Here is a 13,369-nt window from a genome sequence, read left to right as displayed (position 1 = left end):
GTGATCTGTAAAAATTTCTTTCATACCCGCGATGTCCGCACCACGGGCATGAAAGGAGTGCCTATGTTCACAATTCAACTGCATAACGGACGCGAAAGTGCCAACCAGCATCCGTTACAGCCATTATCTAACAATTAAATATGCGTAAAAGTATGAAAAAAAAGTACGCCCTGTCAGGCAGGGGTAAAGTGCTGTGTTCCCTGAAGCATGGTTTCTTTATTTTCTGCCTGTTGTGTTCCACGGCACTCACCGTTCTGGCGGGCCATGCCAGGGGGCAGGAGTTGCTGGACAAACAGGTAACGATCAACCTGAAGAATGAGCTGCTCGGCCCGGCGCTGGAAAAGATCGCAGATGCCGCGTCCGTGAAATTCACCTACAACGGGCAGATCGCCGCCAGCACCGTCAAAGTAAACGTAACCGCAAAAAACAACAAGCTGAAAGATGTGCTGAACAAATGTTTCCAGGGGCAACGGATCAGCTACAGGGTATTGGGAGACGAGATCGTTGTGCAATACGATGCTCCGCTTTCTCCTGCAGCTCCGGCTCAGCAACGCGTTCTCACAGGCAAGATCTACGATGAGAACGGCGGGCTTCCCGGCGCCACCGTAAAAGTGGATGGCACCACCCGCGGCGCGGTTACGGATGCCGAAGGAAAATATACCCTGCAGATCAATAACGATGATGAGGTGCTGGTGTTCTCCTTCCTGGGCTTTATTACCCGCAGGATCACCGTCGGCAAAAGAAGCACGCTGGATGTAAAGATGGAGCCCAACCCTGCCAACGCTCTCAATGAAGTCACCATCGTTGCCTTCGGGGTGCAGAAAAAAGAAAGTGTTATCGGCTCCATCACGACCATCAATCCCAAAGACCTGAAAGTGCCTTCCAGCAACCTGACCACCGCCCTGGCCGGACGCCTGGCCGGTGTGATCGCCTATCAGCGGAGCGGTGAGCCAGGCGCAGATAATGCGGACTTCTTCGTACGCGGCATTACCACCTTTGGCAACAATACCCGCCCGCTTATCCTTATCGATGGTATTGAGCTGACCACCACAGACCTCGCCCGCCTGCAACCGGACGATATCGCCAGCTTCTCCATCATGAAAGATGCCACGGCTACTGCACTCTACGGCGCCCGTGGCGCTAACGGCATCATCCTCGTTACTACCAAACAGGGGGTTGCCGGAAAAGCCAAGATCTCCTTCCGCCTTGAAAATTCAATCTCCGCACCTACGCAGAATATCGAACTGGCCGACCCTGTCACCTATATGAAACTGCACAACGAAGCGGTATTGACGCGCAACCCTCTCGGCACACTTCCCTATACGGAAGAAAAGATCGCCAATACCGCTGCCGGCATGAACCCGCTCGTGTACCCTGCTAACGACTGGAGGGAAATGCTGTTCAAAGACAATACCATGAACCAGCGCGTGAACCTCAATGTAAGCGGCGGCGGGAACGTAGCCAGGTATTATGTGGCGGGCTCCTTCAGCAGAGATAATGGCATACTGAAAGTGGACAAGCGCAATAACTTCAATAATAATATCGATCTGAAGAACTATTCCCTGCGCGCCAATGTGAACATTGATCTCACCAAATCAACCGAACTGATCGTAAGGCTCAGTGGTAACTTCGACGACTATACGGGACCGATAGACGGCGGTGCGGGCATGTACCGCAAGATCATGCAGTCCAATCCCGTACTGTTCCCGGCCTATTATCCGGTAGACGAACAGCACAAGCATATCCGCCATATCATGTTCGGAAATTACGGCGAACGCGGCGAATACCTGAACCCTTATGCGGACATGGTGAGAGGCTATCGTGACCAATCCCGCGCCCAGATGCTGGCACAGTTTGAACTGAAGCAGGACCTGAGCGCACTGGTGAAAGGGCTTTCCGTCAGAACCATGATGAATACCAACCGCACCTCCAACTTCGATGTCAACCGCTTTTACAACCCCTTCTGGTACAACATTGCCAGCTATGACCGGTTAAGCGACAGCTATACGATATCAAAGATCAACGATGATGGTACGGAATACCTCGGTTACAATGAAGGTCCCAAAACACTGAACTCCACTTTTTACATGGAGTCCATGGTGAACTACAACCGCGATTTCGCCAAACACGGCGTTAGCGGCCTGCTGGTGTTCATCACCCGACAGAGCCTCAATGCCAATGCCGGTGACCTTCAGCAATCGCTCCCCTCCCGGAACGTAGGGCTTTCCGGTCGCGCTACCTACTCCTATGACAACCGCTACTTTGCCGAATTCAATTTCGGATACAATGGCTCGGAAAGATTTTACAAAAGCAACCGGTTCGGCTTCTTCCCTTCCGGCGGTGCGGCCTGGAGCATTTCCCGGGAAAAATTCTGGGAACCAATGCTGAAAACGGTTTCCAATCTGCGTTTGCGTTACTCTTACGGAATGGTCGGCAATGACCAGATCGGTACGGCACAGGACCGTTTCTTCTATCTCTCCAATGTAGATATGAACAACTCCGGCAGAGGCGCCCGCTTCGGCCGAGAACTGGACGAGTTCAAGAACGGCATCCTTGTATCCCGCTATTCCAATACCGAGATCAGTTGGGAAACAGCCCGCAAACAGAACGTGGCCATGGAGCTGGGCCTTTTCGGCAAGATCAACATCATTGCAGAATACTTTTCAGAATACCGGGATAACATATTGATGACCCGTGAAGCCATCCCCAATACCATGGGCCTCTCCGCACCCATCAGGGCTAATGTGGGCGAAGCTTCAGGGCAGGGTGTGGACCTTTCACTGGATTACGGGCAATCCTGGACCAAAGACCTCTGGCTTTCCGTGCGCGGGAATTTCACCTATGCCACCAGCAAATACCGGGTATTCGAAGAACCGCAGTACGCCGAGTTCTGGCGCTACCGTGTGGGCAATTCCCTCAACCAGCAGTTCGGCTACATCGCAGAGCGGCTGTTCGTGGATGACAAGGAAGCCGCCAACTCGCCCCGCCAGGAATTCGGCGCTGTATATGGCGGCGGCGATATCAAATACATGGATGTGAACCGGGACGGCAAGATCACGGAAGCAGACCAGGTGCCCATCGGCTACCCGCTGGTACCGGAGATCATTTACGGCGCCGGGTTCTCGCTGCGCTATAAAAATTACGATCTCTCCGCTTTCTTCCAGGGAGCTGCCAACCAGTCGTTCTGGATAGATGCGAATGCCACCTCTCCATTCAAACGGGACAATAACATTGCCGCCCAGAACGAAACACAACTGCTCCAGGCATATGCGGAAAGCCACTGGTCTGAAGACAATCAGAACATCTACGCCATCTGGCCCAGGCTAAGCGCAACGCTGAACAACAATAATAATCAGACCAGCACCTGGTTCATGCGCGATGCCGCATTCCTCCGGCTGAAGCAGCTGGAAGTGGGTTATACGCTGCCGCAGAACATCCAGCGCAGGCTGCATACCAGCAATGTCCGCCTCTACCTCACCGGTACAAACCTGCTGCTGTTCAGCAAGTTTAAAATGTGGGATGTGGAAATGGCCGGCAATGGCCTCGGATATCCTGTACAGCGTGTTTTCAACATCGGCGCGAATGTGACCTTTAACTAAATGAATGCTTAGCTGAAAAATAAACATGAACGGATGAAATAGGATTCCATCCGGCCTGCAAAAAATCAAACATGAACGGATGAAATAACATTCCATCTGACCTGCAAAAATCAAATATGAACGGATGAAATAACATTCCATCCGGCCCGTAGAAAACTAAATATGAACGGATGAAAAAGATAATGAACAGCAAACGTATAGCAGGATGCATGCTCGTTGCCCTGACGGTATTCGGTTCCTGCGCCAAATACCTCGATGTGGTGCCGGACAACATCTCCACGATCGATAATGCGTTTACCATGCGTACAGAAGCGGAAAAATTCCTGTACACCTGTTATTCGTATATGCCCAGGGACGGTGATCTCACCGCGGACCCTGCAATTCTGGGTGGGGATGAGATGTGGGCGCTGACAGACCCCGGCTTCCCTGAGTTCGATCACAATATTTTCAACATCGCCCGCGGATTGCAAAATACCGTAAACCCCTACGGCGAAGGCTCCTGGACAAGCCTGTACAGAGGTCTCCGCGATTGCAACATCTTCCTCGAAAACATCGGCAAGGTACCGGACCTTGAGATCAATGAACGGAAAGAATGGATCGCAGAAGTGAAATTCCTCAAAGCCTGGTATCACTTCTATCTCGTGAGAATGTACGGGCCCATCCCCATCATCAAAGAAAACCTGCCGATTGATGTGGATATAGACCGGGTGAAAGTGTATCGTGATCCCGTGGATTCCTGCTTCCGCTATATCACGCAACTGCTGGATGAAGCCAAGGACGAGCTGCCGCTGAACATCGCCAATCCTGCCAGAATGCTCGGCCGCATTACAAAGCCGATCGCCTACTCGCTGAAGGCCAAAGTACTGGTAACAGCCGCCAGCCCGCTTTTTAACGGCAACGGAGACCAGGCCACCCTGAAAAACAATAATGGCGTACAACTGTTCAATACCACCGTGTCCGCCGCCAAGTGGGACTCCGCCGTGACGGCCTGCCGGGAAGCGATCGATGTTTGCCACGATGCCGGCCTGGCCCTTTATGAATACAGGCCCAATGTACAGCAGTACAATCTCACCGATACGACCAAAACACAGCTGGCCATCCGCAACGTATTCACAGAAAGATGGAACAGCGAGATCATCTGGGCCAACACCCAGAGCATCGCCAGCCTGATCCAGAGAGTGGCTACGCCGAATGTGGACCACCGCTATATCGATAACCCGCGCATCGTGTCTGAACTGGCGCCACCGCTGAAGATCGTTGAAATGTTCTATTCGGATAAAGGCGTACCGATCACAGAAGACAAAACATGGGCGGCCAACAAATATGCATTGCGCAGCGCCGAGCCTGATGAAGCGCTGTATATCCGGAACGGCTATACGACAGCTTCGCTGAACTTCAACCGCGAACCGCGTTTCTACGCCAACCTTGGATTCGATGGCGGAGTATGGTACGGACAGGGACAGTACGATGACGCCAATCCTGCCACACTTTACTACGTTGCCGCCAAAAAAGGGCAACCCAACGGCAAGGTGCAGCCGGACAAAGGATCAGTGACGGGATATTTCATCAAAAAATATGTGCACTTCCAGAACACACAGGGCTCCTCCGTTTCTGATTACACGATCACTTCCTATCCCTGGCCCGTCATCCGCCTCGCTCACCTCTATCTGATGTATGCAGAAGCCCTGAACGAATCGGAAGGCCCCACGCCTGAAGTACATCAATACATCAACCTGGTACGCAAACGCGCGGGATTGGAAGATGTACAATACTCCTGGGACACCTGGTCCACATTGCCCGGGAAATACGCTACCCCCGAAGGAATGCGGGAGATCATCCACCAGGAACAACTGATAGAACTGGCCTTCGAAGGACAACGGTTCTGGGACATCCGCCGCTGGAAAACCGCCGTCGGCGAATACCGGCGCCCGATAGAAGGATGGGATATAGAACAGTCAGCAGAATCTTTCTTCTACCGTCCGAAAGTGTTGTTCAACCAGACCTTCAGCCTGAAAGACTATTTCTTCCCCATCCGGGAAGCCACGATCGTGAACAACCGGAACCTGGTACAGAACATCGGTTGGTAAATACTTAAAATGAACAGATGAAATAACCATTTCATCTGACCCGTAAAAACTAAAATATGAACTGATGAAAAAGCTATTATATATCTCAACCTGCGCAGGGTTCCTCTTATGGGCAGGTTGCAAGGAAATGGACCGGCTGGACCATATCGACACTTCAACCGCCATTCCCGCACAGATCAGCGATATCAAAGTAGTAAGCACTCCCGGCGGCGCGATATTGACCTACAAACTGCCCAAAGATCCGGGACTGCAATACGTGAAAGCCGTGTACGATATCAGGCCGGGCGTACGCATGGAAGCGAAGTCCTCCATTTATTCGGATACCCTGATGCTGAACGGATTTGGCGATACCAGCAAATACGATATACAACTGTACAGCGTCGGCAAAAATGAAAGATCATCCGAGCCGGTCACCATCTCCGTTACTCCGCTACTTCCCCCGGTGCGCACCGTATTCGATTCCCTGACAATAGAAGCCGCCTTCGGCGGTGTGAAAATGCGCTTCAAAAATCCCCTGGAAGCGAACCTGACCGTGATATTGCTGGCGGATACCAGCGGGCAGGGGTTCTGGACGGAACTGCAGGCCTTCTACACCAGGGCGCCACAGGGTGTGCTATCCTTCAGAGGTCTGCCACCCACGGAAAAGCGCTTCGCTGTTTATCTGCGGGACCGTTGGAATAACCGCTCTGACACACTCCTTGCCACGCTCACACCTTTCTTCGAAGAGATCATCCCGAAGCCCTTTGCGGCTGTCCGCCTCCCCACTGATACTTATGATCCGGTGGAACCGCAATATCCTATTGAAAGGATGTGGGATGGAGACATCGGCAGCATCTTCGCATCAAAGCACAACACGCTCACACCGCAATGGTTCACGGTAGACCTGGGTGTATCCGTAGTGCTTAGCCGTGTGAGAATGCACCAGCGCCTTCCCAACTATACTTTCACCGGGGGGAATGTAAAGGTGTACGAGCTTTACGGTTCCAATGATCCCGACCCGGATGGAGGCTGGAACAACTGGCACCTGCTGGGAAAATTCAGCAACTACCAGCCTTCCGGCACCCCGACGGCCGAAGAGATCAATGCCGCTCATGTGCTCGGCGAAGATCATGACCTCGATTTTGTTCCCCCGCCATACCGCTATGTACGCTGGAAAACGCTGGCCACCTACGGCGGCGGCCCCCAGGTAACCATCGCGGAAATATTCTTCTGGGGACAGATACAGTAATGACACAAAACGACTAACATGAAAAGACCACTATATTACCTGACAATGATCTGCACCGCCATCTGCCTGCTGGCGGCCTGCAGAAAAATGGACGATAACTACAAGGAGTTCCTGGCGCCGGGCGGCATCATCTACCCCGGCAAGGCCCTTTCCCCGAGAGTTCACCCCGGTAACAACCGCGCCATGATCTCCTGGCTCCGCGGCCCCGACCCGCAGGTGGTCAAAGCCCGTATTTACTGGAATAACTATACCGATTCCATTGAGCTGAACATCGGTGAAAAAGAAGATACCGTCCGGTACACTTTTACCAGCCTGGCGGAAAACGACTACACATTCAATATCCGTACTTATGATGAAGAGGGCAACGTTTCCATCCCGGTAGAAGTCTCCGGAACAGTTTTCGGCAGCCGCTACCAGTCCGGCCTCCTCACCAGAGCGCTCAACGCCAGCACACTGGGAACAGACGGCTCTATGCTGATCGAATGGGGTGCAGCGGACACCACCGGCGGCGCCATTGCCACCGAAGTGCGGTACACGAATACGGATGGCGAATTGGCCACCATGCAATTCGACGCCAGATCGGATTCCAGCTGGATCATGGACTACCAGCCCAATACATCCTATGCTTACAGGACCCTATTCCTGCCGGATTCCCTCGCCATCGATACCTTCTATACGGATTACACAGAACAAACACCGGCATCGAAGATTGACCGGACTGCATGGACGGCAACGGCCAGTACTTTTGAAGCAACGGGACAATTGCCCAATGGCGGCCCGGCGGAATTTGTGCTGGACGGAAGAACGGATACCTACTGGCATTCCCGCCATACTTCGGCCATCACTGGCTATCCTTACTGGCTGGCATTCGATATGCAAGGTCCCGTACAGGTGACGCGGGTAGAACTGATCTCCCGCCCGGATTATTACCGGGAAGATTTTACAGAATTCTCCATACAGGGAAGTGATGACGGTGTGGAATGGCGTACCTGCGGAACATTTACGCTGCCTGATCAGACTGGTCCGCAATCATTCAACATCATCGGCGCACCGGTAATGCGGCACATCAGGGTGTATATGACGAAAGGGGTGACGGTGCATTCGCACCTGGCGGAGTTTGCGGTGTATGGAGTGGAGCAGTGATGATCGCAATTAATTGTAAAAGGAGCTGGTGCATTAGCGCCGGCTCTTTTTTTTGTTTCCGAGGGGCAGCAGATCACTTCCCCACCCCTTCCGGATGGTAATCAAAACACCGGTACACCAGGAATTTCCGCACCACTTTTCCGCCGCGTTTACTGATAACCGGCGGCAATGCTTCCACCGAAGTGAAATATGCTTTCAATCGTAACACAAAGGCTTTTTCATCCACCTCATCCCCCAGCTCCTTTACAGAATTGACGAATAAAGCGTTCCTGCCTTTTAACGCATTCAGATCGGTATTCACATAATCAAACTGCAAAGCCGGCTCCCCGATGATGTTCTCGCCATACACCATCTCATCGAAATAAAAATTCAACACGGCGCTGGTCTTATAGCTATCCGCTGAAAAAACAAAGTCTTCCGGGTACTGTTCCCTGACCTCGCGAACGGCTCCCGCCATCTGCCCCCATCCCATCCATACATCATCAGAGTTTACCGGAACGGGATAAAAAAGCAGTTCCACAGCCATGGCAAGATGTACGATCACCGCGGCCACCTGCTGCCAGCGGATGTATTTATGGGAGAAGTACGCGCTTGCCCAGATGATACCGCTGATATATGCCGGCATCATCCAGTTCAGCTTCACCCAATAAATACCGGATATCAGGAAGAAGCCCGCGAACGCCGGGATGAAAAAGCAAAGGAGAAACAATTTCTTTGGAGGGACAGCTGCGATCCTTAGCCCGTATTTACGTACCGTTTTATACAATATGACCATCAGCCCGAAGAACAGCACCGGCAGCAGGATGGCTGCCTGATGACCGATGACGCCCAGGATGTCCAGCGGGCGGAATGCTATACCTCCCGTACGTCCCGAAGACTGGAAACGGAAAGATGCCAGGTCGTTCTGCAGGTTCCAGATAATAACAGGACTGCTGAGCAACGCCATGAAAAGAAAGCACAGCCAGGGCCAGGGAGACCAGAGCAAGCGGCGGTATTGCGCCGAAAAAACAAGGAACAGCAACAACCCGAATGGCAGGAATACCGCGGTGTATTTGCTATCGAATGCCAGGCCCATCATGACGCCTGCCCATATCCACCACATCTTCTTTCCCCGGAAAACAGCATGGTAAAGACAAAGCAGCGTCAGCGTCCAGCAGAGCATTAAGGGAACATCCGGAGTGGAAACCAGCGACAGGATGGTGATCATCAGCGTGGGAAACAATAGCAGCAGCGCCTTTCCGGCGACATGACGGCTCGTAAAAAGCCGCGCAAGGCGGTAAAAGCAGAACAAGGTCAGCAAGGTAGTGACCGTATCCGCCAGCTTGATAACGAACACCTCCTTTCCCAGTACTGTCGTGAATGCTTTCAGCAGCCAGGCAATGGCCGGAGGATGATCATAATAGGAAAGCGCCGGGTGCTCCGAATAGAAATAATAATAAGCGTCCTGCGGCATCAGGCCCATTACGCCGGTAAAGATGATCCTTAGTGAAAAGATGATGAGTAGTGCTGCAACAACAAGCCTGTTTACCTTTGCCCAAGCTGACAGATCCGCAATGTTCATATGAAGTGTTTAACCGGTCATGATATGGAAAGATCACCCTGCCACTTTTCAGCAATTCCCGGACAGGCAGGAACCGGCTCTTTCACGCTCCTCTTTCTGCAAACATCCTCCGGCCACCAGTCCATAATTACCTGCTCAGTTTGTTCCGATACCCCCCAAAAAACAAAAAATCTCCTAATTTATCCAAAATTAGGAGATTTCATCATCAATATATCGCCGAAACCGGTCATGTTATCGACAAAGGCATCTTTACCAGCATTTCCACATTCCGCTCCTGCTCTACTTCAATGCCGAAGCTTCCGCCATGCATCTCCGCGATCATCGCGATCAACTGGCATATCCGCTGATCCATAAAAGCACCGGCATACAGCCGGTCTTCCCCTGTAAAAGCCCTGAGCGTGGACGAAACAGTGCCGTTAGCGGTATATCTGGCGCTGATGGTCAACTGGTCCGCATCGAAAATAAAGCTCATGGAAGGCTGGTCATTTATCATGGCGTTCTTCATCATCCGGTAAGCCATATTCAGGACCATCTGCTTCAGCAACAACTCATCCACTTCCGCCATCTCGTTTTCCGTATTCACCTGAAACGATACTCCCTGGCTGAACAGAAAGCCGTAACGTTCATCCTGCACAAAAGCTTCCAGCGTATGCAATATATTAACCGGCGCAAGATGAGGCCTGAGCGTATTGTTCAGGATATGCTGAATGATCTTTACATTCTGCAACTGAAATTCCAGCTCCGTTACCTGCAATTTCACAGACCCGGCCTGCCGGTTGATCTTCTCCTCCGAACCCGGCCTGGCTGCGTACAGTTCTATCAACTCTACACTGGAGAGTATGCCGGAGAGAATAGACCGTAACTCATGAAAAACATCATCGATCAGCCACTTATTCTCAGGAAGATTGCGTGTTCCTGTGGAAGATTTCATTATAGACCCCTTGTTTTTGTATTCAGTTTCAAAATTTGAACTCAGGCTGCCTGGCATTGGTCGCCATAACGTGTTCTTACAAAATACTATTTTTTCTGACGCCAAATATATATTATAAATTTCTATAAACAATATATCAAACACGCGCCGTTAAAGGCTATAACAGTCCCGGCCCCTAAAATGTTGAATAACAGGTTGCTGTCAGAATGCATTTTTTTCTCCGCGCACGGTGTTGACGACCGTCAGGAAAATGATGCGAAGATCCAGGTAAACAGACCAGTTTTCCATATACCAGATATCGTGCTCTACCCTTCTGCGCAGATGCTGATTGTCGGTGATCTCGCCGCGGTAACCGTTTACCTGCGCCCATCCTGTGATACCGGGCTTCAGGAAATGACGCACCATGTACTGCTGGATGATGGCGGAGTATTCTTCGGTATGTTTCAGCATGTGCGGGCGTGGGCCTACGATGGACATATCGCCGAGCCATACGTTGAAGAACTGCGGCATTTCATCAAGATTGGTTTTCCGCAGGATGCGGCCGATCTTCGTAAACCGCTTGTCGTTCCGTGTAGCCTGTTTGGAATTGGCATCCTTGTTCACATACATACTGCGCATCTTCAGGCAGCGGAAAGACCGGTTGTTCCTTCCCGTTCTGTGCTGGATGAAAAACACGGGCCCGCTGGATTCCAGCCGGATCAGCAGCGCCAGCAGAGGGATCAGCCAGCTCAGCAGGAAAACGATCACCAGGGAGCTGAACACAATATCAAAAAGGCGTTTGCGGATGCGGTTGGCAATATCATCAAGCGGCTCGGCGCGCAGGGAAATAATGGGAATGTTGTTGAAGTAGTCCACATGTATCTGCCGGTTCACGAACATTTTGAAATCCGGCACAAAACGGAAATGGATAAAATGCTGCTCCGCCTCATACGCCAGTGTGTACAGATAAGGAAATTGTTCGGGTGACAGTGTGGAATAGATCTCCCGTATGCCATTGGTCTTCGCATACGGCACACAATCTCTCAGGTTGCCGATTACCGGGTAATACGACAACTCCTGCACTTTGTTGTACTCTTCAAAATAGCCTTCCATTTTAAGATTGCTCTTTTCCGTAAGCAGGTTGTCCGCCAGCTGCTTGGACATTTCATTATATCCCAGTATCACCATCTTCCGTTCCACGCCCTTGCTCCGGCGTACGGAATCCGAGATCCAGTAGAACAACAGGCGGTTGATGATCACTGCCACCATGAACAGCGAGCAATACATCATCACAAAAAAGCGGGAGTAGAGATATTGATAAAGGAAGAGGAACAGCAGGAGGATGAGCAGGTACATCACCACACTGTGCGCCGTTTTCCGCGCCATTTTTTCATATGACAGCCGCTGGCTGACGGAATACAATCCGGAGGTGTACAGGGAAATGGCCCAGGCAATATTGGACACCAGCAGCAGGGCATCGGCGCCCTGGTGCAATTCCAGATCATACTGCCGCAGACCGAAGCCGGCGAGAAAGAAAAGGCCGTTAAGGCAAATGAAATCAAGCACTATGATCTGAACCAGAAATATTTTCAGATATCTGTACAACATACTTTACCGGTTGACGATGGTTTCTTCAAATCGGGCCATGACCCTGGATATGGACAAATGTTCAGCGGCATAATCGCGCGCGTTGTTTCTCAATTCCGCATGATGGCCTTGTGCAGCCAGACGGATGCCGTCCGTCAGCGCCTGCTGGTCTTCCGCACGCACCAGTATGCCCATCTGCTGTTCTTTGACGAGTTCGTACAGGCTGGAGCCGGGGTTGGCCGTTATAAGGGCCAGGCCCCCTACTGCCAGCACTGTTGTGAGCTTGGAGGGCATCACCAGGTCGCTGGCGCTGGCTTTTTGTATGACCAGGTGTACGTCCGCCATGTTCAGAAAACGGTTAAATTCTTCCAGCGGCTGCAAGGGCAGGAAAAACACATTTTCCAGTCCCAGCGTTTTGCCCAGCGCCACCAGTTTTTCTTTATACGGCCCTGATCCGCAGATCACGAATTTCACCTCCCGCAACGCCGCGGCAGCATGCAGAATGGCCTCCAATCCCTGTTTTTCCCCGATGGCACCGGAATACAGCACTACTTTATCTTCGGGAGAAAAACCATAGCTAATTTTCAGCTGATCCCGGTTTTCCAGTGGATGGAACTGCTCCACATCCACCCAGTTCGGGAAAAAACTGATCTCCTTGTCCACCTTCTCCGCTATCCTGCGCATCATGCCTCCGGAGATGCTGCTGACGAAATCCGCCTTCCGCAGGATGAACCTTTCCAGCCTGAGCATCATATTGATGACCCTCCCCGAACGGATCATCTGCAGGTCCCGCGCTGCTTCTATCTGAAGGTCCTGTATGTGATAAAGCACTTTCGACTTGCGCAGCTTTTTGTACATGATCGCCAGCAATCCCAGGTGAAATGCCGGCACTACACTGATCACCAGGTCATATTTTTTGCCGGGCAGCAATTGCAGCAACTTGAAAAATGCGGAAACCGCAAAGGTAAAATCCAGCATGATCCGCTTTTTCCCCGAAGGTTTGGCCGGCACGTACTGCGGACAGCGGTACACCTTCAGCCTGCCGCCGCTCATTTCTTCCTTCCCGTACCAGGAACGGAGCCTGTCGTACGGCTTCTGCACTTCCCATTGCGGGTAATACGGATAACTGGTGATCACCGTGCATTCGTACCCGTTATTTGCCAGCCAGTTCATCATCTCTCCGTTGAACTTCCCGATGCCAGTGGGTTCCGGCGCATAATTCCCGCCTATCAGCAATAGTCTTTTACCCATAAT

At 51.7% G+C, this 13,369-nt stretch carries 8 protein-coding genes; 4 read left to right on the top strand and 4 right to left on the bottom strand.

All coding sequences use genetic code 11. The features are described from left to right. Window positions 1-152 precede the first annotated feature (152 nt). The 4 genes from FW415_RS06065 to FW415_RS06050 all read left to right on the top strand — a co-directional run bounded on the left by FW415_RS06065 (window position 153) and on the right by FW415_RS06050 (window position 8,057). Entirely contained in the window at window positions 153-3,599 is a 3,447-nt protein-coding gene (locus FW415_RS06065; protein ID WP_148383385.1) for a TonB-dependent receptor, read from the top strand. Window positions 3,600-3,769: 170 nt separating this feature from the next. Beyond that, the gene (locus FW415_RS06060) at window positions 3,770-5,686 is read left to right on the top strand and encodes a RagB/SusD family nutrient uptake outer membrane protein (RefSeq protein WP_148383384.1); all 1,917 of its coding nucleotides are present in this window, start codon (window positions 3,770-3,772) and stop codon (window positions 5,684-5,686) included. Window positions 5,687-5,750: 64 nt separating this feature from the next. Next, the gene (locus FW415_RS06055; RefSeq protein ID WP_148383383.1) at window positions 5,751-6,914 is read left to right on the top strand and encodes a DUF4959 domain-containing protein; all 1,164 of its coding nucleotides are present in this window, start codon (window positions 5,751-5,753) and stop codon (window positions 6,912-6,914) included. Between the two features lie 18 nt (window positions 6,915-6,932). Beyond that, on the top strand, window positions 6,933-8,057 hold the full coding sequence (locus FW415_RS06050) for a DUF4998 domain-containing protein (RefSeq protein ID WP_148383382.1): 1,125 nt from the start codon (window positions 6,933-6,935) through the stop codon (window positions 8,055-8,057). Between the two features lie 73 nt (window positions 8,058-8,130). Here the strand turns inward: FW415_RS06050 and FW415_RS06045 are convergent, their stop codons facing one another. The 4 genes from FW415_RS06045 to FW415_RS06030 all read right to left on the bottom strand — a co-directional run bounded on the left by FW415_RS06045 (window position 8,131) and on the right by FW415_RS06030 (window position 13,366). Continuing rightward, a complete protein-coding gene (locus FW415_RS06045) occupies window positions 8,131-9,618 on the bottom strand; it encodes a glycosyltransferase family 39 protein (protein WP_148383381.1) in 1,488 nt (495 codons plus the stop codon). A gap of 226 nt (window positions 9,619-9,844) precedes the next feature. Next, complete coding sequence (locus FW415_RS06040; RefSeq protein ID WP_148383380.1) at window positions 9,845-10,549, bottom strand: HAMP domain-containing histidine kinase; 705 nt, start codon at window positions 10,547-10,549, stop codon at window positions 9,845-9,847. 201 nt (window positions 10,550-10,750) lie between these two features. Then, window positions 10,751-12,136 (bottom strand): undecaprenyl-phosphate glucose phosphotransferase, encoded by a 1,386-nt coding sequence (locus FW415_RS06035; protein WP_148383379.1) that lies wholly within the window; start codon window positions 12,134-12,136, stop codon window positions 10,751-10,753. Window positions 12,137-12,139: 3 nt separating this feature from the next. Next, window positions 12,140-13,366: a WcaI family glycosyltransferase gene (locus FW415_RS06030; protein WP_148383378.1), complete on the bottom strand. Its 1,227-nt coding sequence runs from the start codon at window positions 13,364-13,366 to the stop codon at window positions 12,140-12,142. Between the last annotated feature and the right edge of the window lie 3 nt (window positions 13,367-13,369).

It is taken from the genome of Chitinophaga sp. XS-30 (assembly GCF_008086345.1).
GTDB lineage: Bacteria > Bacteroidota > Bacteroidia > Chitinophagales > Chitinophagaceae > Chitinophaga.
The sequence above is the reverse complement of the archived record's forward strand: the minus strand, read 5'-3'. Positions and strand labels throughout refer to the sequence as shown.

Bases quoted from the DNA above. Each gene is read 5' to 3' on its own strand.
- FW415_RS06065 (WP_148383385.1), top strand. From the start codon at position 153: ATGAAAAAAAAGTACGCCCTGTCAGGCAGGGGTAAAGTGCTGTGTTCC.
- FW415_RS06060 (WP_148383384.1), top strand. From the start codon at position 3,770: ATGAAAAAGATAATGAACAGCAAACGTATAGCAGGATGCATGCTCGTT.
- FW415_RS06055 (WP_148383383.1), top strand. From the start codon at position 5,751: ATGAAAAAGCTATTATATATCTCAACCTGCGCAGGGTTCCTCTTATGG.
- FW415_RS06050 (WP_148383382.1), top strand. From the start codon at position 6,933: ATGAAAAGACCACTATATTACCTGACAATGATCTGCACCGCCATCTGC.
- FW415_RS06045 (WP_148383381.1), bottom strand. From the start codon at position 9,618: ATGAACATTGCGGATCTGTCAGCTTGGGCAAAGGTAAACAGGCTTGTT.
- FW415_RS06040 (WP_148383380.1), bottom strand. From the start codon at position 10,549: ATGAAATCTTCCACAGGAACACGCAATCTTCCTGAGAATAAGTGGCTG.
- FW415_RS06035 (WP_148383379.1), bottom strand. From the start codon at position 12,136: ATGTTGTACAGATATCTGAAAATATTTCTGGTTCAGATCATAGTGCTT.
- FW415_RS06030 (WP_148383378.1), bottom strand. From the start codon at position 13,366: ATGGGTAAAAGACTATTGCTGATAGGCGGGAATTATGCGCCGGAACCC.